This is a genomic window from Streptomyces sp. NBC_00887 (assembly GCF_045207585.1).
Map to the genome: position 1 here is coordinate 9,394,398 of NZ_CP108788.1, position 23,424 is coordinate 9,417,821.

At 71.6% G+C, this 23,424-nt stretch carries 20 protein-coding genes; 5 read left to right on the forward strand and 15 right to left on the reverse strand.

Going from position 1 to position 23,424, the window contains the following annotated elements; all coding sequences use genetic code 11:
* Positions 1–92 precede the first annotated feature (92 nt).
* The 8 genes from OG844_RS42705 to OG844_RS42740 are packed head-to-tail and all read right to left on the reverse strand — an operon-like array spanning position 93 to position 9,529.
* The gene (locus OG844_RS42705) at positions 93–1,259 is read right to left on the reverse strand and encodes a GNAT family N-acetyltransferase (RefSeq protein ID WP_406387893.1); all 1,167 of its coding nucleotides are present in this window, start codon (positions 1,257–1,259) and stop codon (positions 93–95) included.
* A complete protein-coding gene (locus OG844_RS42710; protein ID WP_406387891.1) occupies positions 1,256–1,921 on the reverse strand; it encodes a lipopolysaccharide biosynthesis protein in 666 nt (221 codons plus the stop codon). Before OG844_RS42710 ends, OG844_RS42705 begins: the two co-directional genes overlap by 4 nt.
* Entirely contained in the window at positions 1,918–3,084 is a 1,167-nt protein-coding gene (locus OG844_RS42715) for a glycosyltransferase (RefSeq protein ID WP_406387890.1), read from the reverse strand. Before OG844_RS42715 ends, OG844_RS42710 begins: the two co-directional genes overlap by 4 nt.
* On the reverse strand, positions 3,081–3,860 hold the full coding sequence (locus OG844_RS42720; RefSeq protein WP_406387889.1) for a polysaccharide deacetylase family protein: 780 nt from the start codon (positions 3,858–3,860) through the stop codon (positions 3,081–3,083). Before OG844_RS42720 ends, OG844_RS42715 begins: the two co-directional genes overlap by 4 nt.
* Positions 3,850–5,493 (reverse strand): lipid II flippase MurJ, encoded by a 1,644-nt coding sequence (locus tag OG844_RS42725; RefSeq protein ID WP_406387888.1) that lies wholly within the window; start codon positions 5,491–5,493, stop codon positions 3,850–3,852. Before OG844_RS42725 ends, OG844_RS42720 begins: the two co-directional genes overlap by 11 nt.
* A complete protein-coding gene (locus OG844_RS42730; RefSeq protein WP_406387887.1) occupies positions 5,490–6,860 on the reverse strand; it encodes an O-antigen ligase family protein in 1,371 nt (456 codons plus the stop codon). The genes OG844_RS42725 and OG844_RS42730 overlap by 4 nt, the downstream gene beginning before the upstream one ends.
* Positions 6,861–6,863: 3 nt before the next feature.
* Positions 6,864–8,357, reverse strand: a complete 1,494-nt coding sequence (locus OG844_RS42735) for an exopolysaccharide biosynthesis polyprenyl glycosylphosphotransferase (protein WP_406387886.1) — start codon at positions 8,355–8,357, stop codon at positions 6,864–6,866.
* Positions 8,354–9,529, reverse strand: coding sequence for a glycosyltransferase (locus OG844_RS42740; RefSeq protein WP_406387885.1), 1,176 nt, complete (start codon positions 9,527–9,529; stop codon positions 8,354–8,356). Before OG844_RS42740 ends, OG844_RS42735 begins: the two co-directional genes overlap by 4 nt.
* 630 nt (positions 9,530–10,159) lie before the next feature.
* Here OG844_RS42740 and pgm point away from each other — a divergent pair.
* Positions 10,160–11,806, forward strand: a complete 1,647-nt coding sequence (pgm, locus tag OG844_RS42745) for a phosphoglucomutase (alpha-D-glucose-1,6-bisphosphate-dependent) (RefSeq protein WP_406387884.1) — start codon at positions 10,160–10,162, stop codon at positions 11,804–11,806.
* A 39-nt stretch (positions 11,807–11,845) separates the two neighbouring features.
* Here the strand turns inward: pgm and rho are convergent, their stop codons facing one another.
* From rho to OG844_RS42770, 5 genes are all read right to left on the reverse strand, one after another.
* On the reverse strand, positions 11,846–12,985 hold the full coding sequence (gene rho, locus OG844_RS42750; RefSeq protein ID WP_406387883.1) for a transcription termination factor Rho: 1,140 nt from the start codon (positions 12,983–12,985) through the stop codon (positions 11,846–11,848).
* A gap of 255 nt (positions 12,986–13,240) precedes the next feature.
* Positions 13,241–14,116, reverse strand: a complete 876-nt coding sequence (locus OG844_RS42755) for a polysaccharide deacetylase family protein (RefSeq protein ID WP_406387881.1) — start codon at positions 14,114–14,116, stop codon at positions 13,241–13,243.
* A 25-nt stretch (positions 14,117–14,141) separates the two neighbouring features.
* Positions 14,142–15,176 carry a methylmalonyl Co-A mutase-associated GTPase MeaB gene (meaB, locus tag OG844_RS42760; RefSeq protein WP_406387880.1) on the reverse strand — a complete coding sequence of 345 codons (1,035 nt, stop codon included), beginning with the start codon at positions 15,174–15,176 and terminating at the stop codon, positions 14,142–14,144.
* Between the two features lie 11 nt (positions 15,177–15,187).
* The gene (gene scpA / locus OG844_RS42765; protein ID WP_406387879.1) at positions 15,188–17,428 is read right to left on the reverse strand and encodes a methylmalonyl-CoA mutase; all 2,241 of its coding nucleotides are present in this window, start codon (positions 17,426–17,428) and stop codon (positions 15,188–15,190) included.
* Complete coding sequence (locus OG844_RS42770; protein ID WP_406387877.1) at positions 17,428–19,281, reverse strand: methylmalonyl-CoA mutase family protein; 1,854 nt, start codon at positions 19,279–19,281, stop codon at positions 17,428–17,430. The genes scpA and OG844_RS42770 overlap by 1 nt, the downstream gene beginning before the upstream one ends.
* A gap of 256 nt (positions 19,282–19,537) precedes the next feature.
* Between OG844_RS42770 and OG844_RS42775 the strand changes: the two genes are divergently transcribed.
* On the forward strand, positions 19,538–20,059 hold the full coding sequence (locus OG844_RS42775; RefSeq protein WP_406387876.1) for a DUF6325 family protein: 522 nt from the start codon (positions 19,538–19,540) through the stop codon (positions 20,057–20,059).
* Positions 20,060–20,159: 100 nt separating this feature from the next.
* Positions 20,160–20,957 (forward strand): tyrosine-protein phosphatase, encoded by a 798-nt coding sequence (locus OG844_RS42780; RefSeq protein ID WP_406395974.1) that lies wholly within the window; start codon positions 20,160–20,162, stop codon positions 20,955–20,957.
* A gap of 67 nt (positions 20,958–21,024) precedes the next feature.
* Here OG844_RS42780 and OG844_RS42785 read toward each other — a convergent pair whose 3' ends face one another.
* Both OG844_RS42785 and OG844_RS42790 read right to left on the reverse strand, forming a co-directional pair.
* A complete protein-coding gene (locus tag OG844_RS42785; protein ID WP_406387875.1) occupies positions 21,025–21,606 on the reverse strand; it encodes a hypothetical protein in 582 nt (193 codons plus the stop codon).
* Positions 21,606–22,178 carry a hypothetical protein gene (locus OG844_RS42790; RefSeq protein WP_406387874.1) on the reverse strand — a complete coding sequence of 191 codons (573 nt, stop codon included), beginning with the start codon at positions 22,176–22,178 and terminating at the stop codon, positions 21,606–21,608. Before OG844_RS42790 ends, OG844_RS42785 begins: the two co-directional genes overlap by 1 nt.
* 216 nt (positions 22,179–22,394) lie before the next feature.
* On the opposite strand from OG844_RS42790, the gene OG844_RS42795 reads away from it, so the two are divergent.
* Together OG844_RS42795 and OG844_RS42800 are read left to right on the forward strand one after the other, a co-directional pair.
* Positions 22,395–22,799 (forward strand): DUF1992 domain-containing protein, encoded by a 405-nt coding sequence (locus OG844_RS42795; protein WP_406387873.1) that lies wholly within the window; start codon positions 22,395–22,397, stop codon positions 22,797–22,799.
* A 72-nt stretch (positions 22,800–22,871) separates the two neighbouring features.
* The gene (locus OG844_RS42800; RefSeq protein WP_406387871.1) at positions 22,872–23,369 is read left to right on the forward strand and encodes a GNAT family N-acetyltransferase; all 498 of its coding nucleotides are present in this window, start codon (positions 22,872–22,874) and stop codon (positions 23,367–23,369) included.
* Positions 23,370–23,424 lie beyond the last annotated feature (55 nt).

Below are 23,424 nucleotides of genomic sequence, written 5' to 3' on the forward strand. Positions count from 1 at the left end.
TCGAAACCGGCTGCAGAAGGTGCGCCGGCATGCCCTGACAACGCGAAAATCGACAGACGGTAACGGATCGGATCAAAAGTCGTAATCCGCGGTCATCTCCGGCCGATGACGGAGAGGCCTCCGGCAGGCAGAGCGCTCAGCCGGCTGTGCCAGTCACGTGCGGCGGGAAAGCGGTTCTTCACGGCTTCCGCTGCCCGGTCCCGCGCCACCACCTGCGTCTCGCGCAACCGGAGCAGCGGTTCCAGAGCGGACCGAGCGATCAGCAGGCGCTGGTTGACGACGGGAACGGGTTCCCAGCTGTTCTTGTACTGCTCCGAGCCGCGCAGCAGACTCAGCACGCTGCGCCCCGTGTCCGCCGCCTGCTGGGCCACCTCGCGCAGCAGCATCACCGACACGTCCACCTTCTTCTCCCGGAGCCCCGGATCGGCTCCGTGCAGATAGGCGCCGGCCAGACGCGCGGACCTGAGCGACAGGTCGGCGGCCACCACTTCGCCGTCGAGCACGAACTCCGTCAGCGACGCCTCGCCGTCGCGGACCATCCGGCGGGTCGCACGCACCAGATGCGCGGAGAAGCGCGGCCGCAGGTGCTCCGGGTTGATCCCACGGCCGCGCCACTGGCGTTCGTGCAGCCGAACCAGGGTGTCGACCGCGTCCGCCACGCGGTGCTCCGGTGCGGGGCGGCACTCGATCCTCAGGGCGTCCAGCTTGCGCAGTTTGGAGCGGACGCGCTGGGCACGCGAACCGGACATCCGTGTGAGGAGAGCGCCGATGGGCTCGGCGGGCAGTTCCATGCAGGTCGAGTCCGTGAGCCTGCTCCTGGCGCCGGACCAGTTCTCGTACAGCAGCTGGGCCGAGGCGTCGGGCCGCACCTCCCGCAGATCGATCACTGTGTGGACGGCGGCCCGTTCGAACCCGCGCTCCAGGGCCTTGACCGCGTCCTTCGCCTCCTCGTCGTCCACGAGGATGTCGAAGAAGTCGGAGATCGCCCCGCCCATGGGCACCAGCAGGGGCATCGGGCGGTGTACGAGCATCAAGGGAGCGGCACCGATCAGCCGCCCGTTCCGCCGGGTCAGTACGACACGGAGCCTGCCCGGCGCTCCGTAGGAGAGCCACCACGAATGCAGCCAGGCGTGGCTCTGGAACGGAGTGGAGGTCGAGCACCGGCGGTGCAGGGCGTCCCATTCCCCGGAGAGTCCGGCGAAGTCCTCCAGGTCACGGCAGAGGGTGACGGTGAGTCGCCTGTCGAGGTCGACGGTCATCGCACGAGCTCCCGTTCGTCGGCCGGGAGCGGACCGTCCGCCTGGGCGGGAGCCGGCACCTGGGCGGGGACACCCCGGTGTCCCTGGCGGGGCCGCACGAGGAGGATCAGGCCGCCGATCAGCCCGCCCGCACTCCCACCCACAGCCGTACCGAGGGGCACCGAGGGTGACACCGGCTCCGCCGACGGAACGGCGTGCGAGAACTTGAGGAGTTTCACCCCGGTGTCCTTGGCGACATGACCGCTGCTGACCACCACGGCCTCGGTGACCGCGTTGGCGATGTCAGCGGCCCGACGCCGGTTCTCCGACGTTCCGGTGATCGCGATCATGGGCGAGTCGGGGGAGGTCTCGGAGCGTACGTGGGTGCGCAGTTCCCGTACCGGCTCGCCCGCGGCGCCGCGGGCATAGACCAGGGTCGCCTCGCTCGTGGCCAGGCGGCCGTAAGACTGGGCGTAGCCGAGCGCGGCTGACGGATCGATGCCCTTGTCGGCCGCCACGACGGCGTAACTGGTCGCCGCGTACTCGGTCGGGGCGAGCAGCCCGTAGGAGAACCCGGATGCCGTTCCGAGCAGGATGCAGGCGGGCAGGGGCCACCAGTGGCGTAGGGCGGATTTGGGGCGGCGTCCGTGGGCGGCCGGCTGCTGCTCGGGCGACTCGGTCATGAGTGTGCTCTCCAGGTCGAAGGGGCGGTGTCGAGGGCGTGCGCGTAGACATCCATGAGGCGCTCGCTGCTGAGCCTGATGTCGTACTGGTCCACGGCAGGGGGCGGCGGCAGTCGTCGTCCGCCGCTCTCCATCCGATGGCGCAGCGCGGCCGTCAGCTCGTGCGTGAGGTCGGCGGAAGTGGAGAGGGACCCGGCGTCGCCGATGCGGGTGGCGCCCGGTGCCCGGCCGGCCGGGAGGTCCTCGATGGCGGGACAGGCGCTGTGCACGACGGGAAGTCCGGCGGCCAGTGCCTCGACGGCTGCCAGCCCGAACGTCTCCTCGCGGGACGCCGAGACGAAGGTGTCCACGGCCGAGAGCACCGCGGGGATCCCGGGGCCCGCCGTGCCACCGTCCGCGTCGCACTCGCCCAGGAAGCGGACCCGCCCGGTGATCCGGAGCCGGGTGGCCAGGGCGCGCAGCGAACCGGCTTCGGGGCCGTCCCCGGCCAGCACGAGCCAGGCGCCCGGGAGCGCCGCGACGGCACGGATCAGTACGTCGAAGCGTTTTCCGGGTACGAGTCTGCCGACGCCCCCCACCACGAACGCGTCGTCCGGGATACCGAGCAGCGCCCGGGTCGCCCGGCGCCGACCGCTGTCGAAGCGGAACCGGGCCGCGTCGATTCCATTGGGCACGGTGTGGATCCGGGCGGCCGGCACACCCCAGTCCAGCAGGCGGCCGGCGATGGTGGGGGAGACGGCGACCGTCGCCGCCCCGAGGCGCTCGGTGCGCAGGTACAGGGCCCGGGTGCCGCGGGTGAGCGGCCGCCCTTCGATCTCCGCATGCCCCAGCGAATGCTCTGTGGCGATCGTGGCACGCGTGGTCCCGGCGAGCCGGGCCGCGATCCGCCCGTAGACGCAGGCCCGGTACAGATGGGTGTGCACGAGGTCGTACGCGCCGCGGCGGATGAGCCGGGCCAGCCTGGGTACAGCGGTGAGGTCGCGGTTGCCGTTCATGCCCAGGTGCCCGACGCGGATTCCGTCGGCGCGCAGCCCTTCGGCGACCGGGCCGGGGTTGGTGAGCGTCACGACGTCGCAGGGCACCGGCAGATGACGGAGCAGCAGACGCAGCTGCTGCTCCGCGCCGCCGACCCCGAGGCCCGTGATGATGTGCAGGGCCTTCATCGGGGCCCTCCGGTGGGGACGGGCGCGGGGGCGGCGTCGGGCCGGTGGCGCAGCCGGTGCCGCAGTTCCTTCGCGCGCAGGCGGGTGCCCCGGTCGGCGTGGCTGATGTGCGTACGGGGCAGGGCCAGCGGTCCGATGAGGGCACCGGGGCCGAGCGCGCAGCCGTAGCCGTACCCCGCGTCCCGGACCGACGCCAGCACCCGCCGGTCGGCCGTGCCGTACGGGTAGCAGAAACCGGCCGGAGCGGTCCCGGTGATGCCGCGGATCGCCTTCCTGCTGCCGTGCGTCTCCAGGCGCAGTTCCTCGTCGGTCAGCGCCGTCAGATCCAGGTGGCGCATGCCGTGCGAGCCGACTTCCAGTCCCGCGTCCGCGACGGCACGGATGCCGTCCTCGGACAGCAGGGGCTTCCGGGGGCCGAGCGGATCCCACGCGTTGGATCCGCCCGTCCGGCCGGGCAGGACGAACACCGTCGCCGTGAAGCCGTGCCCGAGCAGGACCGGGAGCGCTTCGTCGAGGAAGTCGGCGTACCCGTCGTCGAACGTCAGCCCGACCAGCCCGCGCCGGCCGGCGGCGTGTGCGCGCAGCAGCGCGCCGACCCCCACGCCGGTGAGGCGGCGACGGCGCAGCCAGGTCAGCTGCTGGTCGAGGCGGTCGGCGGAGACGGTGATGCCGTACGGATCGTCCGTGGGATCGCTCACCGAGTGGTAGGTGAGAATCCACGGCTGGGCTCGGAGAACGGACGGGACGGCTGCGTGTGCCGATGTGTCAGCGGCCATGAAGGAACCTCTGTCGGGTGAGAGCCAGCAGATGAACGACTTCGGGAGCTCTGAGGACAAGTCCGGTGAGGAGGAAGGCCGCCGGGACGAGGACACAGCCGGCCGCCAGGCTGAGTGCCGGATGGCCGATCGCGGGGGCTGCAGCCCATCCCGCGGCCCCTGCGACCGCCGCCGCGACCGCAGGCCGGCCGAGGGAGACCGCGACGGAACGGACCCGGATGGCGACCGCGCGCGAGCCCAGGCCCAGGAGGAGCAGCAGCGCGGCCGTGCTGATGCCGACGGCGTTCGCCGCCGCGATGCCGTTCACGCCGAACGGGCCGGCCAGGGCCAGACCGGCCCCCGTGGTGACCAGCAGCCCGACGCCCATGGCGCAGACGGGGTACCAGGTGGGCTTTCCGGCGGAGAAGAACGGCCTGCACAGCGTTCCGACCAGGGTGTGGCCGAGCAGCCCGAGTGCGTAGATCCGCATCACCCCGGCAGTGGCCGCGGTGTCCTGTGCGCCGAAAGCGCCTCGCTGGAAGAGCACTTCGACGATCTGGTGCGCGTAACCGAGCACCATCGACGTGCCCAGCAGGACCACCGTCCCGGCCAGTGCGAGATCGCGCTCGACCCGTCGGCGGGCGCCGTCCCGGTCCCCGGCCGCCATCGCCCGGGCGACGACCGGGAAGGTCACCGTACAGATCATCATGGACAGCACCATCGGGAGCTGCGCGACCTTCTGCGCGTAGTTGAGATGCGAGATGGCCCCGTCGGGCAGGGACGAGGCGAGGAACCGCTCGACGAACACCTGCGACTGACGGCCCACCACGAACAGCACGACGGGCGCGAGGACCGTGGCGCCCAGGAGCGGCGAGAGGCCCTCCCGCGCCGGGCGCGGCCCGTCGGCGCGTGGCACCCGCCGCCGCAGCAGCCGTGCGAACGTGGGCAGCTGGGTCAGGATCATCAGCACACTGCCGACGGCCACCCCCGCCGCCGCGGCGCGCACGCCCCAGACGGAGTGCAGCGCGAGCGTCATACCGATGATGCCGATGTTGTAGGTGATGTAGACCCCGGCGGGGGCCAGGAAGCGCCCGTGCGCCCGCAGGGCCGCGCTGAAGTACCCGGTGACGCCGAAGGTGAGCACCGTGACCGCGGTCAGACGGGTGCATTCCACGGCGAGTCCGGGATCGCTCAGACCGGGCGCCAGAACCTTGACGACCCATGGAGCACCCAGGACCAGCAGGGCACCCGCACCGGCCAACGAGGCGAACAGCCGGGGAAAGGTGTCCGCGACGAGCGCCCGCACGGGATCGTCCGCGAGTCCGTCCGCATCGGATCCGGCGGCGGCACGCCGGGCCAGCGCATGGCTGAAGGCAGGGACGAGCAGCAGGGCCATCCCGTCCTCGATCAGCAGCGTGGCCGCCATCTCGGGCACGGTCCAGGCGATCAGGAACGCGTCGCTGGCATGGCTCGCGCCGAAGAGCCGGGCGATGGCCTGGTCCCGTACGAGCCCCAGCAGGGAGGCGATCACGGTCAGCCCGGCGGCACCGGCGGCCGCCCGGGCGAGGAACCGTCCCGGCCCCGCCGGAGCTCCGGGCGCGGATGTCCCCGAGCCCTTCGCCTTCTCGGCCGTCGCTGCGGAGACCCGGCTCACGCGACGGTCGCCCTCTCCGGCTCGGCCAGCGCCCACCACGCGGCCAGTCCGAGCACGATTCCCGTGAGGACGGTGGAGGGACCGCCGATGTCCGCGTACAGGAAGTCGACGGTCTGCCAGGTCATCAGCCCCACCGCCGCGAGACCGCAGTCGACGGCCGCTGCTCCCCGGGCCCGGGCGAGGACCAGCCTGCGCACCCCGCCGGCCAGGATCACCACCCAGGTGCCCGCCAGGGCGGTGAGGCCGATGAGGCCCTGCTCGCTCAGCACGAGCAGATACATGTTGTGGGGGGACAGCAGCGGCTGCTTGCGGAAGTCCTGCCCGGCGCCCGCGGTGTCACTGCCCGACGAGAGGCCGATCGAGGCGTGTCCGTCGCGGTGCGCGGGGAAGCCCTTGAGGCCGACGCCGGTCACGGGCTGCTCGCGCCACATGCCGGCGGCGGCCGCCCACATGGTGTACCGGTCGTTGACCGACCGGTCGGGGGCGCGCGTCACCTCGGTGATGCTGGTGAGCCGCTGCGAGATCATCTCGGACCCGACGCCGAAACCGCCGACGAGTACGACTCCGGCCGCGCACACCACGGCCAGCGCGCGCACGGCCTGTCGCAGCCCGGTCAGCGCGATCACGGCCAGGGCACCCGCGACCGTCGCGATCCAGGCCCCCCTGCTGAACGACAGGGTGAGCGGAACGACCAGGAGTGCGGCAACACAGAAGGCACCAGGACGCAGCCACCGGGGCCCACCGGCGCGGGTGCCCAGCGCGTACGCGGCGGCTGCGAGCAGCCCGTAGGCGACCACCGTGGCCATGCCCATCACGTCGCTGGGCCCGAACGTACCGACGGCGCGGATGTCCTCACCCATGTACGAGGCGCCGGACCCCGTGGCGTACTGGTACACCCCGGTCGCGCCCTGGACGAGCGCGAGGAGCACCAGCGTGCCCGTGATGGTCCGGAACGCCCTGGCGTCCTGGACCAGGATGAGGACGGCGGCCGGTACCAGCACGAAGATCTGCAGGTACCGGACGAATCCGGGGAGCGCCGCCGCCGGGTCCGCCGCAGTGACCGTGGCCACCGCCAGGCCCACGGCCGGGAGCCCCAGGACGACGGCCGCGGCCGGGGTGAGAGGGCGCATCCGCAGGAACAGCAGGCGCCCCGGACAGACGAGCACCGCGACGCCCGAGACGAGGTCGGCCGGCGGAACGCCGTACACGGTCCCGGGCCCCGAGCCGTCGGCCGGTACGGCCAGGAGCAGTACCGTCGCGATCAGGGGCAGCAGCGGCCATGCGGTCGTCCACCGGCGCACGGCCGGGGGCGCCGGGCCGGACCGGACGACGGGTACCGCCGGCGCGGCGGTCACGGTGAGAGTCACGGTTCAGCTGCCTCCGAGGCGGAAGACCGAGCCCGCGGTCCGCGCGAGGACGCACACGTCCTGCCAGAGCGACCAGGTCCCGATGTACCGGTTGTCGAAGCGGACACGGTCCTCGATCGAGGTGTCGCCGCGCAGACCGTGCACCTGGGCCAGCCCCGTGATGCCGACGGGCATGCGGTGACGCGCCCGGTAGCCGGGGTGGATACGGCTGAAGTGCTGCACGAAGTAGGGGCGTTCCGGGCGGGGGCCGACCAGGCTCATGTCGCCGCGCACCACGTTCCACAGCTGCGGCAGTTCGTCGAGGGACGTCCGGCGGAGCGTCCTGCCGACGCGGCTCATGCCCTCGTCGCCCGACACGTTCCACCGGGTGGCGGACTCATGGGCGTCGGCCGGGCGCAGGGTGCGGAACTTCAGCAGGACGAACGGCCGTCCGTGCCGTCCGATGCGCTCCTGCCTGAAGACGACTCCGGGGCCGTCGCAGACGCGTACGGCAAGTGCGCACGCGGCCAGCAGGGGGGCTGCCGCAATCAGGGCGATCATGGCCAGGACGGCGTCCATCACCCGCTTGACCCGGTGGCCGGCCGGCCGGTGCCGGCCGTCGTCCAGCGCGTGGGCCGCGAACCCCCACACATGGTCCGGTCTGGACGCGGTCCGGCAGGGGGCGATCGTCCCCGGCTCGGTGATCAACCACACGCGGCAGCCCTGCCGGACGAACTGCCCGAACAACGCGGCCCCGCCGGGTGCCGACTCGGGCGGCACCGTGAAAACGGCGTGCCGCACGGAGTTCTGGATGACCGCCCGGCCGACGTCCTGCGCGGTCGTGAGGACGGGGAGCAGAGCTCCGCCGGACGTCGCACCGGCCCCGGGGACAACGGCCGTCGGAACGTCGGACCCCACCCGGCCCACCGGCCGCAGCCCGTACTCCGGGTGCTCCTGCAGGACAGTGGTGACCCGGTCGGCGACCTGACCGTCGCCCACGACCAGGGCCGACTGGGGGCTGCGGGCAGCCGACCGCAGCCGGGTCCGGTGGACCGCAGTGCGCGCACCGCAGCTCAACAGCGTCTGCGCGGCGACCGCGCAGGCCAGCGCGGTCCAGCCGATGCCGTAACGGGGGTCGTACGCGGTCAGTGCCTCGGCCGTCACGCACCACTGGACCAGCGAAAGACCGAGCAGCGCGGGCAGCTCCGCCAGGACGGACGGGGACAGCCCGATCCGGTACAGGCCCCGACGGGCGTGCAGCAGCACCTGGGCCGCGGCCTGGAGGACGAAGACCCCCGGAGGCCACGGCAGGGGAGCCACCAACGCCAGGGCGAGAGCCAGCGCCAGGCCGTCGGCGGCGACGAGCCCCGACGGGGACCCCCACCTCCTGAGGCTCCGGGCGGCCCGCAGGGACTGCGCGCGCCCGGTACCGCCGCGCGGTGGGCGGGCAGCGGAAGCCGTACGACGTACGGCTGTTGCCTGGGCGGCTCGGGGGACAGGTGCACTCTCCGTCGTCATTGCTCGGTGCGCTTCCTCGTCGTGGGGTGGGACAGGCCGACTAGTTCCTGGTAAAGGCTCAGAACCGCTCCGGCGGTCTTCCTCACATCGAAGACCGACCGGGTATGTCTCTGCGCCGTGCTGCCCAGCTCCTTCCGCAGCGGCGGGTCGGTCAGCAGAGCGGTCAGGGCCGTCGCGAGGGCTGCAGGGTCCTCGGGCGGCACAAGGCAGTGGGATTCGTGGCCGGGCGGCAGGCTCTCCCGGGCGCCGTTGACATCGGACATCAGCACGGGGGTGCCGCACGCCATCGCCTCGAGCGGGGCCAGTGCCATCCCTTCCCACCGCGACGGCAGGACCAGGACGTCCGCGGCGTGGATCCACGGCCGCACGTCCCGGCTCGATCCCGCGAACAGCACACCCGGAGGTGCGGCGCGCCGCAGTTCGTCATGGCACGGTCCGTCACCGACCAGGACGAGCCGCGCCCCCGGTACCCGCGTCCGCCGCCAGGCTCGCAGCAGCACGTCCTGGCCCTTCTGCCGGCTCAGCCGCCCGACACACACGACCAGGGGGGCACCGGCGGGGACGGTCTCCGGGAGCGGCAGGGCGGCGCGGGCCGCCAGCGCGGCCTCCCGGCCGGCCGGCCGGAAGTGGCCGAGGTCGATGCCGTTGTGGATCACGGACCAGTGGGCGGCGACGCCCGCGCGCTCGCCCGCGCGGCGTTCGGATTCGCTGACGCAGAGGATGCGGTCGCTCCACCGTGCCCCGAACCGCTCCCACTTCAGGGCCAGCCGGGCGGTCCGGCCCTCCACGGCATCGAACGACCAGGCGTGGGGCTGGAACACCGTCGGCACCCGGCCCCGGACGGCCAGCCGACCCGCGAGACCGGCCTTCGCGCTGTGGGCATGGATCACGTCGGGTGCGTACGCGCTGATCAGACGGCTCGCGGTGAGGACCTCCCGGCCCAGCCCCGGCCCCGGGGCACGCTCGGCCGGCCAGGTACACACCCGGGCCCCCGCCACGGAAGCCCCGGACGTCAGCGAACCGCCCGGCGGGCAGGCCACGACAGGCCGCAGCCCTGCCCGGACCTGCGCGGCGACGAGGTCGGTCACGACCCGTGCGACTCCCCCCTCCACCGGCTGGACCAAATGAAGGACCGTCAGTTGTCTTTCCTCAGTGCAACTCTTCTGCAGCACGCACGGCTCTCTTCTCACATGCCCCCGACGAGCCGGTTCGGGTAAGGACCGACGGAAAGGAATATGGCGGCGGAGATAAGTGGGTTAGACCGAAATGCACTGTGGCAGACAGTCTGTGGGAACACACGCATGACTCGCGCATCAGGTGATGCGGATTGGCTCCGACCAGGGGTACTGACACCGGATCGCTGAATGCTGCGGCGTGTCATGGCCCCGCATCTTCTGCAGTTCGGGACTGTGCCCCATGATGGCAATGCCGTGCCTATTCCTCTTGCGTTCGGCCGATCAGGGATGCCGTCGACGCGTCGATGAATTCGGGATACCGGAATCCGCGGGATCCTGAAGTGCCGCCACCGGATGCCGAGTCGTACGAAGCGAATTGCGGCCCTCGGTGTACCGCCCATGAGAGGGGCCTCCGGGCCCTGCCCGTTCCGCCGTGTCCTGTGCGGGAACCGGCCAATTGTCGCGAACGACCCCGGGCGGGGACCGTGCTCCGGATCTACTGCTGTCGGGCCGCGGGTACCCGTGCGTGCGGCCGAAGGCGCAGTATCGGGTACAACTCGTGATGATCGTCCGCCCCGTGACGGTGGTCCGGTCCGTGGACGCACCGACGACGACAGAGGAGAACCGATGGTTCACGAACGGGCCGGTCAGCCGGCGCAGCCCGGAGACCTGGTGGACGTGGCGCGCCTGGTGACCGCCTATTACACGGTCCACCCCGACCCGGCCGAACCCGGCCAGCGTGTCGCGTTCGGCACCTCCGGGCACCGGGGATCGGCCGTGGCGGCAGCCTTCAACGAGGACCACATCGCCGCCACGACCCAGGCGATCTGCGACTACCGGATGCGGCAGGGCACCGACGGGCCGCTGTTCCTCGGCGCCGACACCCATGCGCTGTCCGAACCGGCGCGGGTGACCGCCCTGGAGGTGCTGGCCGCCAACGGGGCCACCGTACTGATCGACAGCGACGACGGCTACACCCCCACCCCGGCCGTGTCGCACGCCATCCTGACGTACAACCAGGACCGTGGCAGCGGTCTCGCCGACGGCATCGTGGTCACCCCGTCGCACAACCCGCCGGCCGACGGCGGCTACAAGTACAACCCCCCGCACGGCGGGCCGGCCGGCTCGGACGCCACCTCCTGGATCCAGGACCGGGCCAACACCCTGATCGAGGGCGGGCTGAAGGAGGTCCGGCGGATCCCGTACGCCCGGGCACTCGCCGCCGACACCACGGGGCGGCACGACTTCCTCACCGCGTACGTCGACGACCTCCCGGCCGTCCTGGATCTGGACGCCGTACGCGACGCGGGCATCCGGATCGGTGCCGACCCGCTCGGCGGCGCCTCGGTCGCCTACTGGGGCCGGATCGCCGAACGCCACCGGCTCGATCTCACCGTGGTCAACCCGCTCGCCGACCCCACCTGGCGCTTCATGACGCTGGACTGGGACGGAAAGATCCGGATGGACTGCTCCTCGCCGTACGCCATGGCGTCCCTGATCGAGCAGCGCGACGCGTTCACCGTCTCCACCGGCAACGACGCGGACGCCGACCGGCACGGCATCGTCACCCCCGACGGCGGGCTGATGAACCCCAACCACTATCTGGCCGTGGCCATCCGCTACCTCTGCTCCCACCGCGACGGCTGGCCCGCCGGCACCGGCATCGGCAAGACCCTCGTCTCCTCCTCCATGATCGACCGGGTCGCGGCAGACCTCGGGCGCCCGTTGGTGGAGGTGCCGGTGGGATTCAAGTGGTTCGTCGACGGACTGTTCGGCGGCACCCTGGGTTTCGGTGGGGAGGAGTCCGCCGGAGCGTCCTTCCTGCGCCGCGACGGCCGGGTGTGGACCACCGACAAGGACGGCATCCTGCTCGCCCTGCTGGCTTCGGAGATCACCGCCGTCACGGGTTCCACACCCTCCCAGCACTACGGCGAGCTCACCGCGCGTTTCGGCGACCCCGCCTACGCCAGGATCGACGCTCCGGCGACGCGTGAGGAGAAGGCGGTACTGGCCGGGCTCTCCCCGGACCAGGTCACGGCGGACACCCTGGCGGGTGAGCCCATCACCGCCGTACTCACCGAGGCGCCGGGCAACGGTGCGGCCATCGGCGGCCTGAAGGTCTGCACGGACAGTGCCTGGTTCGCGGCCCGTCCCTCCGGAACGGAGGACGTGTACAAGGTGTACGCGGAGAGCTTCCAGGGCGCCGGGCACCTGGCCAGGGTCCAGGACGAGGCGCGCACCCTGGTCGCCGAGGCGCTGGGCGGCACGGGCTGATGCGGGCCGGCGCGCACCGGACTGTCGTGAGCGGGGCTGCTACGCGGCGGGAACGGTGTGCTGGACCTGCCGGAGGAACGTGGCGTTGTCCGGGGTCGCGCGGACCTTCTCCAGCAGGACCTCCAGGGTGGCCTGTCCGTCCCTGGACCGCAGGGCGCGGCGCAGTCCCCGTACGGCGGCCAGTTCCGCGGCGGGCACCAGGAGCTCTTCGCGGCGGGTGCCGGACAGCGTGATGTCGACGGCGGGGAAGACCCGCCGGTCGGCCAGCCGTCGGTCCAGACGCAGTTCCATGTTGCCGGTGCTCTTCAGTTCTTCGAAGAAGTAGTCGTCGGCACGGGATCCGGTGTCCACCAGTGCGGTCGCCAGGATGGTCAGCGAACCGCCCTCCTCGGCCAGGCGTGCCGCCCCGAACAGCTTCTTCGGGCCGATGAGGGCGGAGGCGTCGACACCACCGCTGAGGGTGCGTCCGCCCGCCCCGGCGGCGTTGTTGTGGGCCCGGCACAGCCGGGTCAGGGAGTCGAGGAGGATCACGACGTCCTGGCCCTGCTCGACGAGCCGCTTGGCCCGTTCCACGGCGAGGTCGGCGAGAGCGATGTGCTCCTTCGCGGGCCGGTCGAACGTGGAGGCGTACACCTCGCCGCGTACGGAGCGGCGCATGTCCGTGACCTCCTCGGGGCGTTCGTCCAGGAGGACGACCATCAGATGGCATTCCGGATGGTTGGTGGCGACGGCTGCGGCGAGCTGCTGCAGGAGCACGGTCTTGCCTGTCCTCGGGGGCGCGACGATGAGGCCGCGCTGCCCCTTGCCGACCGGTGAGACGAGGTCGACGACGCGCGTGGCGGGTCCGCCGCGCGGTGTCTCCAGGCGCAGCCGCTCCCGGGGGTGGAGAGGGGTGAGGTCGCGGAAGTGCGGCCGGCCCCGAAGGTCCTGTGCCGCACGGCCGTTGACCGAGTCGATCCGGGACAGTGCCCGCGGTCGTTCGCAGGTTCCGGAGACGACGTCGCCCTTGCGCAGGCCGTACTGCCGGATGAGTGAGGGTGACACCTGGATGTCACCGGGGGAGGGATGGCCGCCGTCGGTGCGCAGTACGCCGTGTCCGTTGTTCGTGGTGTCGAGGACACCCGCGGTGCGGACGGGCTGATTCTGTTGCGTGACGGGGCGTTCGAGTGTGCTGGTCATGGGTGGGTCCTTTCGCGGACAAGGCGAATGAGGTGTCCGGCGAAGCGGAGGCGGCGGAATCACGCCCCGGGTGACGGGCAGAAAAGCCCGGACCGGACAGAAGAAGTGGTGCGGAGAAGCCGGATCGCCGGTCCCTGGAGGACGGGCACAACAGCAGAAATGAGAGGAAACAGCACCGGCGCCCAATTCGTGGCGTACACACGTGCTGATCGCACCGTAGCACGCAAGCCGAGGGGAGGGAAGGAGGCCGCCCGGCTACCTGGCGCCGTCGGCGCCGGCCCAGACCCGCTGGACCGCGCGGTAGTCGGTCACCACGACGGCCTCCTGCCGAAGGATCTCGTGCGCCTCGGGCGATGTGAGGAATTCGAGGTCCGTGCTGCGCACCTGCCATCCGCCGTCGATGGCCCGTGACTCCTCGTCGGCCAGCCCGGGATGCACCGCCCACTCGCTCAGCCCTGCCGGAAGGGAGCGCAGCAGCTCGGCGAAGCGGGCAGCCTTGCCGTCGAGGTCCAGCGCGAAGCTGTCCAGGAAGGCGTGATCAGTGACCGGCCGACCCTGTCGCAGCATCTTCTGCCTGGCGGGCTCGAGCCAGATTCTCACGGCCAGGCCGTACTCCCCGGCCAGGGCCACGGTCAGGTCGAGGATGTCCTCGCGCCCGCCGTCCGCCAGACAGTGCCAGTCGAGATGGGTCGGCTCGAGACCGGCGTCCACGACGGCGTCTATCTGTGCACGGAACTCGCGCTCGACCTCTTCCGGGCGGGCCCGGCCGAGCAGCTCGGGGATGCCCGCCGGCGTGAAGAGCTCGCCTGCGTCGTCCAGCAGCGAGGGAACCCTGTCCTTCGCGCTCAGCGGCCCCCAGCGGTAGTCCGTCGTGTCGCAGACGAGCGTGAGGTGGATCCCGAAGGGGATCTCCGGCCGCTCCCGGAGCAGACGCATGCCGTGCACCGCCCACGGGCACGGCACCATGAGACTGCACGAGGCCGCGATGCCGTTCTCGATCGACGCGATCACGGCGGAGTTGACCGCGTGGTACATCCCGAAGTCGTCGCAGTTGACGATGAGCACCCGGGCATCGGGCGCGAATCCCAGCAGCTCGCTGGAACGGGTCGTGGGTGCGGTGTCATCGGTCACCGCACCCACTGTGCGCGAACGGGCCTCAGTTGTCTTCCGGTTTCTTCCCGCCGGCCGTGGCCGGCGGAGCCGCCGCATCCCCACGGAACGCTCCGAGGATCTGTTCGGCGGCCAGAGTGGCCGTCAACTCGCCCCCGCGTACCCGCTGTTCGAGCTCCGGGGTGAGCGCACGCACGGTCGGATGGCTGCGAAGGCTGTCCAGCAGCTCGTCGCGGACCATCGTCCATGTCCAGTCCACCTGCTGCTCGCGGCGCTTGGCCGTGAGCCGCCCCGTGCTGTCCAGGAGCGTTCGGTGCTGCTCCAGCCGCTCCCACAGTTCGTCCAGACCGGTCGACTCCCGGGCGCTGCAGGTCATGACCGGGGGAGTCCACGCCGCGTCCACGGGGTGCATCAGCCGCAGGGCGCCCGCCAGTTCACGTGCCGCCGAGCGGGCGTCGCGCTCGTGGGGGCCGTCGGCCTTGTTGACCGCGATGGCGTCGGCCAGTTCCAGGACACCCTTCTTGATGCCCTGCAGCTGGTCGCCGGTGCGGGCCAGAGTGAGCAGCAGGAACGTGTCGACCATGTTGGCGACCGCGGTCTCCGACTGCCCGACCCCGACCGTCTCCACCAGGACCACGTCGTAGCCCGCCGCCTCCATCACCACGATGGACTCACGGGTCGCCTTGGCCACCCCGCCGAGCGTCCCCGCGGTGGGGGAGGGGCGCACGAACGCCCGGGCGTCCACCGCCAGCCGTTCCATCCGGGTCTTGTCCCCCAGGATGGAACCGCCCGTACGGCTGGACGAGGGGTCGACGGCCAGTACGGCGACCCGGTGCCCGAGCCCCGTCAACAGGGTGCCGAGCGCATCGATGAACGTGGACTTCCCCACGCCGGGAACCCCGCTGATACCGATGCGCCTGGCCCGCCCCGAACAGGGCAGCAGCTCGCCCAGCAACCGCTGCGCCAGTACCCGGTGATCGGGGCGGGTCGACTCGACGAGAGTGATCGCGCGCGCCACGAACGCACGCTTCCCGTCGAGCACGCCCTTGACGTATGCGTCGACGTCGATGTTCGGAGCCATCCGTCAGCGGCTCACAGCTCGTGGCCGAGCGCGGCACCGAGCCGCGTGACCAGGTCGTGGGCCGCGTCCGGGATCACGGTGCCGGGCGGGAACACCGCGGCGGCACCCGCCTCGTGCAGCGTCTCGATGTCCTGCGGCGGAATCACCCCGCCCACCACGATCATGATGTCCTCCCGGCCCTCGGCCGCCAGTTCCGCGCGAAGCGCGGGTACGAGCGTGAGGTGCCCGGCGGCCAGCGACGAGACGCCCACGATGTGCACGTCAGCCTCGACCGCCTGCCGGGCGACCTCGCCCGGCGTCTGGAACAGCGGGCCGACGTCGACGTCGAAGCCCAGGTCGGCGAAGGCGGTGGCGATCACCTTCTGGCCACGGTCGTGGCCGTCCTGGCCCATCTTCGCGACCAGGATGCGCGGACGCCGGCCCTCGGCCTCCTCGAAATCGTCGACCAGCGTGCGGGTACGGTCCACGGACGGGGACTCTCCTGCCTCTTTGCGGTACACGCCGGAGATCGTACGGATCTGGCCCGCGTGCCTCCCGTACACCTTCTCCAGAGCGTCCGAGATCTCGCCGACCGTGGCCATCGCACGGGCCGCGTCGACCGCGAGCGCCAGCAGATTGCCCTCCAGGCCCGGTCCCGGGTCCCGTTCGGCCGCCGCCGTCAGCGCCCGCAGGGCGTCCTGGCAGGCCGCCTCGTCCCGCTCCTCGCGCAGCCGCCGGAGCTTCTCGATCTGCTGCGTACGCACCGAGGAGTTGTCGACCTTGAGCACGTCGATCTTCTCGTCGGTCTCCACCCGGTACTTGTTGACGCCGATGACCGGCTGGCGCCCGGCGTCGATCCGCGCCTGGGTACGGGCCGCGGCCTCCTCGATCCGGAGCTTCGGGATGCCCGCGTCGATGGCCTTCGCCATGCCACCGGCCGCCTCGACCTCCTCGATGTGCTGCCAGGCCCGCCGCGCCAGGTCGTACGTCAGCTTCTCCACGTAGGCGCTGCCGCCCCACGGGTCGATGACCCGCCCGGTGCCGGACTCCTGCTGGAGCAGCAGCTGCGTGTTGCGCGCGATCCGGGCCGAGAAGTCCGTCGGCAGGGCGAGCGCCTCGTCCAGGGCGTTGGTGTGCAGCGACTGGGTGTGGCCCTGGGTGGCGGCCATCGCCTCCACGCACGTCCGCGTGACGTTGTTGAAGACGTCCTGAGCGGTCAGCGACCACCCGGATGTCTGCGAATGGGTGCGCAGCGACAACGACTTGGAGTTCTTGGGCTCGAACTCCTTCACCAGCTTGGCCCACAGGAGCCGGGCCGCGCGCAGCTTCGCGATCTCCATGAAGAAGTTCATGCCGATCGCCCAGAAGAACGACAGCCGCGGCGCGAACGCGTCCACGTCGAGACCGGCGTCGCGTCCCGCCCGCAGGTACTCCACACCGTCGGCCAGGGTGTAGGCCAGCTCCAGGTCGGCCGTCGCCCCCGCCTCCTGGATGTGGTAACCGGAGATGGAGATGGAGTTGTAGCGCGGCATCTTCTGCGAGGTGAACGCGAAGATGTCGGAGATGATCCGCATCGACGGACCGGGCGGATAGATGTAGGTGTTGCGGACCATGAACTCCTTGAGGATGTCGTTCTGGATGGTCCCGGCCAGCTTCTCGGGCGGCACGCCCTGTTCCTCCGCGGCCACGATGTACAACGCGAGCACGGGCAGCACGGCGCCGTTCATCGTCATCGACACCGACATCTTGTCCAGGGGAATGCCGTCGAAGAGCTGGCGCATGTCGTAGATCGAGTCGATCGCCACGCCCGCCATGCCGACGTCACCGGTCACCCGGGGATGGTCGCTGTCGTAGCCGCGGTGCGTGGGCAGGTCGAACGCGACGGAGAGACCCTTCTGGCCGGCCGCCAGATTGCGCCGGTAGAAGGCGTTCGACTCCTCGGCCGTGGAGAACCCGGCGTACTGCCGGATCGTCCAGGGCTGGTTGACGTACATCGTCGGGTACGGGCCGCGCAGGTACGGGGCGATGCCCGGGTAGGTCTCAAGGAAGTCGAGGCCCTCCAGGTCCTGCCCGGTGTACAGCGGCTTGACCGCGATGCCCTCGGGTGTTTCCCAGAGCAGCTCGTCCTCGGACGTACCGGTCGACTCCTTCACCGCGGCACGCCACCGGTCGCCGGACACCTCCGCAGGGGCGTCGGCGGCCAGGGGGACATCGGAGAAGTCCGGAACAGGGGTTCCCGCATCCGGGATCCCGGAGGTCTCGGTGGTCTGCATCACGCCACTCCCATGCAGTCGAGTACGGAGGAGAGGACGGCGACCACATCGCAGCCCGCGAACACGTGGCCGTCGACGGCCGGGTAGTCGCCGGGCCGGCCCGCGAGGAGGACCTGCAGCGCTCCGGCCGAGGCGAGGGCCCCGGCGACGGCGTCGGCCTGCTCGGCGTAGAGCGCGTCGGAGGAGCACAGGCAGGCGATCGTCGCCCCGCTGGCGACGAAGGCCCCGGCAGCGGTCGTGGCGTCCACGGAAGCCGGTTCGTGGACGGGTTCGATGCCGCCCGCGACGAAGAGGTTCGCTGCGAAGGACGCCCGCGCCGTGTGCACCGAGGCCGGGCCCAGGGCGGCGAGGAACACCTTCGGGCGGCTTCCGGTGGCGGCCAGGTGGCGGTCCGACCGGGCCCGCAGAGCCTCGAAGGCCTCGTCGCGACGGACCTTCGGCAGTCCTCCCGACGCAGGGGCGGGGTGGGGCTCGCGCTCCACGGGCCGCTCGGTGAGCGTCGGGAACTCGCTGACGCCCGTCACCGGTTCCTTGCGCCGGGCCAGGTCCTTGCTGCGGGCGGCCCAGGTGCCGGCGAGCCGCTCCTCGACCATGCCGGAGCGCAGCGCGGCGGCCTGACCGCCCGCCCGCTCGACCTCCTGGAAGAACGACCAGGCCGCGGCCGCGAGTTCATCGGTCAGCCGCTCCACGTACCAGGAACCGCCTGCCGGATCGATGACCCGGGCCAGATGCGACTCCTCCATGAGGATCGTCGACGTGTTCCGGGCGATCCGCCGGGCGAACGCGTCCGGCAGACCCAGTGCGTGATCGAACGGCAGGACGGTGACGGAGTCGGCCCCGCCGACCCCCGCGCCGAGGCAGGCGAGCGTCGTCCGCAGCATGTTCACCCACGGATCGCGGCGGGTCATCATCACGGGCGAGGTCACGGCGTGCTGCTGCTGCGCACCTGCCGCGGTGCTTCCGCACACCTCGGCGACCCGGGCCCACAGCCGTCGCGCGGCCCGCAGCTTCGCGATCGTCAGGAACTGGTCGGCCGTCGCCGCGTACCGGAACTCCAGCTGCGCACACGCCTCCTCGACGGAGGCTCCCGCCTCGGTCAGCGCCCGCAGATAGGCGACGCCCGTCGCCAGCGAGAGCCCCAACTCCTGGGCGGCCGAGCCGCCCGCCTCGTGGTACGGCAGTGCGTCGACGGCCAGAGTGCGCAGCCCGGGGTACTCGCGGCCGCACAGCCGCGCCCAGTGGACGGCGGCCGTCAGGTCCGGCTCGCCGCCGGTGCGGGCCGCGTGGCCGAGCGGGTCCGCGCCGAGGCTGCCGCGCGCGGCAGACTTCGCGACGCCCCGCGCCTCGTAGAGCGCCAGCAACTCCCGTACCGCAGGCTCGAAGTCGCTCCCGGCGTCGAGCGATACGGGCGCCAGGTCGAGATAGACGCCTTCGAGCGCACGGGCGAGGCCGGTGGCCGGAACCCCGCCGGGCCCGCCCACGGCCAGCCACAGCGAGGTGACGCCGTTCTCGAGGTCGCCGAGTACGGCCTCGTTCAGGCGTACGGGGTCCGTCAGCGCGTGGCGTTGCCGTACGTCCCAGCCGCCCGCAATGCTGCCCGCAGCCTTGCTGCCCCGGGTGAAGGGGGCAAAGCCGGGGAAGCCGGAGTCGGTTGATACGTCGTCGGAGGTGTACAGGGGGCGGGCGGTGAGCCCGTCCCCGAGCGCGGTGGACAGCGCTTCCTCGGCGGCCGTGCCCGTGACTTCCTTGCCAGACTTGCGCAGTACGCCTTCGACAAGGCTCTGCCACTGATCATGGGAGGGGTCAGGGAACTCGGCGGCCAGAGAGAGCCCGTCAGCAGGCAGGACCGTCATGCTCAGATGCTAGGTCAGCGCTCTGACGGGCAGCAGTGGCACCGGCTGTGACCTTGCCCTCTCCGGAACGCACCTGATCCTTTACGGACCGTCGCGTTTCCCCCGTCCGGGGGACGAGCGGGTTCGGTCCCGTCGTACTCGTCGATGGTGGGCAATGCGGCGAATACGTTGCCTCAGTCATGAAATTTCACAGTGCGTCACTGAATGTCCGAAGTTATGCTTCTGACGTTCCAGCAACGCAGGAAAGGGGCGCGTCGTGGCCGTGGGACCCGTGGAGTACCTCGTCGTCGTCTTTCCCGGCAGCACCCTCACCGGTCCGATGGCATCGGCTCTGGCCGACGCGGTCGCGTCGCAGGCGGTGCGGGTCCTGGACCTGTCCTTCGTCCACCGCGGCGAGGGCGGCGCGCTCGCGTTCAAGGAGCTGCGGGACGTCGACCCCGACGGGCTGGTGTCGTTCGAACCGGTCGCCGGTGAGGTGGCCGGCCTGTCTGCCGTCAAGGACATCGACTCACTCGGCCGGAACGTGCCACCGGGCAACTCGGCCGCGCTGATCGCGCGCGAGGACCTCTGGGCGGTGCCCCTCACCCGTGCGGTCCAAGAGGCCGGCGGACAGCTCGTGGCGCATGAGCGCCTCCCCGCGGAGGGGGGCGCGGGGGAGCCCGCGGACGGCGGGGACGATGTCATCACCCTGCTCGAGCGGCTCGCCGAGCTGCGGCAGCAGGGCGTACTCACCGACGCCGAGTTCGCGGCGCAGAAGACGAGGATCCTCGCCGACTGACATCCCCGCCGGTACCCGGCTCTATCCCTTTGTCGATTTTCGCGCTACGTGCGACGTTGATTCTGACCTGTGGAGTTCGTCGGGAATGAGGCAGTTCATCGTGCAGACAGCCCGGGCCGTCCCTGCCGCCACCGTCGTCAACCTGCGCGACCTGGGCGGCATCGCCCTGGGACGCGACCGCCGCCTGCGCCAGGGAATCCTGTTGCGTTCGGGTCAGCTGAGCGACTTCGACGCCGAGAGCGACATGGCGGTGGCCGCACTCGGTATCCGTACCGTCGTCGACCTCCGCACCGCGGACGAGCGCCAGTGGGCGCCCGACCGCCTGCCGCCCGGCGCGCGGCTCTTCGTCGCCGACGTCCTGGGAGACAACCCAGGCGTGGCACCGGCCAGGATCAGGGCGCTGCTCTGCGACCCGGACGGCGCAGCGAGTGCGCTCGGCGACGGCAAGGCTGAGGAACTGTTCGCCCAGACCTACCGGAAGATGGTTCTCTCGCCCGGTGCCGCGGCCGCCTACCGCGCCTTCCTGGAGACAGCCGCGGACCCGCGTGCGCGACCTGTGCTGTTCCACTGTGCGACCGGCAAGGACCGGACCGGCTGGGCCGCCGCGCTCCTGCTGCTCATGGCGGGCGCGTCGCGTGACGTCGTCCGGGCGGAGTTCCTGGCCGTGAACCAGGCCGTCCGGGGCGCTTTCGGGCCCGGTGTCCAGCGCTTCCTCGAGGCGGGCGGCGACCCGGACATCGCGTCCGCGATCATCGAAGTCCGCCCCCGCTACCTCGAAGCGGCCCTGGACGCGATGGACGAGAAGTGGGGCGGACTCGACGGCTATCTCCACAAGGCGCTGCGGGTACCCCCGGCGGTGGTGGAGCGGTTGCGCGCAGACCTGGCGGTACCGGCCTGAAACGCCGCGTGGCCCGGTGCGACGTCCTCGAAGGACCTCGCACCGGGCCGCCGTTGCGGGGTTCCGGTCAGACTCGCAGGAGCCGTTCGCCGACGTCACGGTACTGCTGCAGGGCGACCCGCAGCTCCTCCGTCCGGGCCTCGGTGTCCTCTGCCTGCCAGCTCGTGCGCAGGCTGCGCCTGCGTTCCTCGAGCGCCTCGGTCAGATCCGCCACGATCCTGTCGAACGTGCTTTCGGCCTCCTCGACCGCCTGGCGCGGGCTCTCGACGAAGTCGGCGATCGCCTGCTTCATGCGCTCGGTCAGCGACTCCTGCTCCTTGACGGGCAGCAGGGGCATGCCCGCCGGGGTGGCCTCGGGCCGGCCGGCCGGCCGACCTGCCGGGGCCGACGCGGTGGACGGGCGTGCGGCGGGCGGCGCACCGGCATCGCCGGGACCCCGGTTCATGACCTGGGTCGGGTCGGAGCCAGGTGTCGCGGTCCGCTTCGCGGCAGTCCCGGGCGCAGGGGCGTGCCGCGTTTCCGGGGCGGTCCGGGGTGTCTCGGTGTGCCGCGTTTCCGTCGAGGCCGGAGAAGTCTCGGTGTGCCGCGTTTCCGCCGCGGTCCGGGGCGCCTCGTTCGCGGAACTGTCGGTGGGTCCGGTGCGGTGCATCATGCGGTCCTTCCGTTCGTCCGGTGCCGGCTCGCGTGGGCCGGTTCATCCGGGGCGTGTCCGAGCAGTACGTCGAAGAGGGCACGGGACTCGATCAGCGCCTTGCGCATGTCCTCGGTGCCGCCCTGGCCGCGCACCGCCGTGTGCACCTTGCGGTACCCGTCGACATGCTCGGCGTGATGCACCGAGATGGCGGCCGTCTGCTCCTCGAAGCCGGCCCCGTCGGGGAAGCCCCGGTCCCGGGCGAGCTGCGCCAGCAGTGCGTCGGCCTGGGCGACCGCTTCGGTGGGCGAGTCGATGAACTGCTCCTGCACCGCGGCCCAGCGGTCGGTGTATCCCTCGCGCGCCTCCGGAGGCAGGGGTCGCTCCTCCAGGTGGCCGTGCAGCTTCACGCGCTCGGCGAGCTCGTGCTCGGCGGCCTTCGTGTCGCCGTTGTGCCGCTCGACCGTGCGGTCGTACTCGGGTCCGAAGCGACGCCGCAGCCCATGGCCGCCGTCCGTCCGGCGACGGACGAGGAAGTAGCCGAGTGCCGCCAGCAGGACGACGGCAACGATGATCACCACAGTCGTCATGACTGACCCTCCTGTCGGTTCGCGGTCGGTGCGTAGCGCTGTCTCACTTTCGTCAACTCCCTTCGGACGGGCCCGGTCGAAGTGCCGGGCCGTCTGCAAGCAGTCGTGTACCCGCTTGACGGAGTTCATGCGGACGGGCTGCTCGGTATCGTGGAAAGCGCCGGACCCGGGCCCGAACCCGGAGTCCTGCCGGACGGGTTCTGAGAGGGGCACACGGTGACCGAGCGCAAGCCCACCGGCGTCAGCTTCGAATCCTGGGTGGACAAGCAGATCCGTGAGGCCGAACAGCGTGGTGACTTCTCCGCGTTGCCCGGTTTCGGCAAGCCGATCCCCGGGCTCGAACGGCCCTACGACGAGACGTGGTGGATCAAGGCCAAGATGCAGCGGGAGGGACTGTCCGTGCTCCCGCCGTCGCTGACCCTGCGGAAAGAGGCGGAGGATGCCAGGGAAGCGGTCTCGGCTGCCAGGACGGAAGCCGAGGTCCGGCGCCTGCTGAACGAGATCAACGACAAGATCCGCAAGGCGCTCCTCATGCCGCCCGAGGGTCCGCCCCTGAACCTCACGCCCTTCGACGTCGAGGCCGTCGTGGGGGAGTGGCGGGAGCAGCGGGGCCGGGGCTGAGCCGGAACCGGTGGGCCCCCTGCGCACCGGGTCCCTGCGCGCCGGGAGTCCTGGGTACGTAATACTCGCCGTATGAAGTCGAGCGTTACCTACCGGCGTGGCGGGTCCACCGGACCCGCAGGGGTCCGCATCAGGCGGGCCGTCGCGCGGGATGCCAAGCGGCTCACCCGTCTCGTCACCACCTCACGCGCCTACGACGGGCCGTACGCACCGATGGTCCAGGGGTACCGGGTGGGCCCGGACTACATCGAGACCCACAGGGTCTTCGCCGCCGTCGGCGCCGACGACCGCGTGCTCGGCTTCTACTCGCTGATCGTCTCCCCGCCCGAACTCGACCTCATGTTCGTCGGCGACGACGCCCAGGGGCTGGGCATCGGCCGCCTCCTCATCGCTCACCTGCGGGACGAGGCGCGCCGCGCGGGACTGAGCGGCGTGCGGGTGGTCTCGCATCCGCCCGCCGAAGGCTTCTACCGCAGTGTGGGCGCGGAGCGCACCGGCACGGTGACGGCCCGCCCGCCCGCGGTGATGTGGGACCGCCCCGAACTGACCCTCCCGGTCGAGAGCCCCTGACGGCGGGTGGCCCGGCCGGATCCCGGCCGGGCCACCCGGATGCGCTACGGACAGC

What these genes read in the sequence shown, in the direction of transcription:
- OG844_RS42705 (WP_406387893.1), bottom strand. Translation starts at nt 1,259, where the DNA reads ATGACCGTCGACCTCGACAGGCGACTCACCGTCACCCTCTGCCGTGAC.
- OG844_RS42710 (WP_406387891.1), bottom strand. Translation starts at nt 1,921, where the DNA reads ATGACCGAGTCGCCCGAGCAGCAGCCGGCCGCCCACGGACGCCGCCCC.
- OG844_RS42715 (WP_406387890.1), bottom strand. Translation starts at nt 3,084, where the DNA reads ATGAAGGCCCTGCACATCATCACGGGCCTCGGGGTCGGCGGCGCGGAG.
- OG844_RS42720 (WP_406387889.1), bottom strand. Translation starts at nt 3,860, where the DNA reads ATGGCCGCTGACACATCGGCACACGCAGCCGTCCCGTCCGTTCTCCGA.
- OG844_RS42735 (WP_406387886.1), bottom strand. Translation starts at nt 8,357, where the DNA reads ATGACGACGGAGAGTGCACCTGTCCCCCGAGCCGCCCAGGCAACAGCC.
- pgm (WP_406387884.1), top strand. Translation starts at nt 10,160, where the DNA reads ATGGTTCACGAACGGGCCGGTCAGCCGGCGCAGCCCGGAGACCTGGTG.
- rho (WP_406387883.1), bottom strand. Translation starts at nt 12,985, where the DNA reads ATGACCAGCACACTCGAACGCCCCGTCACGCAACAGAATCAGCCCGTC.
- meaB (WP_406387880.1), bottom strand. Translation starts at nt 15,176, where the DNA reads ATGGCTCCGAACATCGACGTCGACGCATACGTCAAGGGCGTGCTCGAC.
- scpA (WP_406387879.1), bottom strand. Translation starts at nt 17,428, where the DNA reads ATGCAGACCACCGAGACCTCCGGGATCCCGGATGCGGGAACCCCTGTT.
- OG844_RS42770 (WP_406387877.1), bottom strand. Translation starts at nt 19,281, where the DNA reads ATGACGGTCCTGCCTGCTGACGGGCTCTCTCTGGCCGCCGAGTTCCCT.
- OG844_RS42785 (WP_406387875.1), bottom strand. Translation starts at nt 21,606, where the DNA reads ATGCACCGCACCGGACCCACCGACAGTTCCGCGAACGAGGCGCCCCGG.
- OG844_RS42790 (WP_406387874.1), bottom strand. Translation starts at nt 22,178, where the DNA reads ATGACGACTGTGGTGATCATCGTTGCCGTCGTCCTGCTGGCGGCACTC.
- OG844_RS42800 (WP_406387871.1), top strand. Translation starts at nt 22,872, where the DNA reads ATGAAGTCGAGCGTTACCTACCGGCGTGGCGGGTCCACCGGACCCGCA.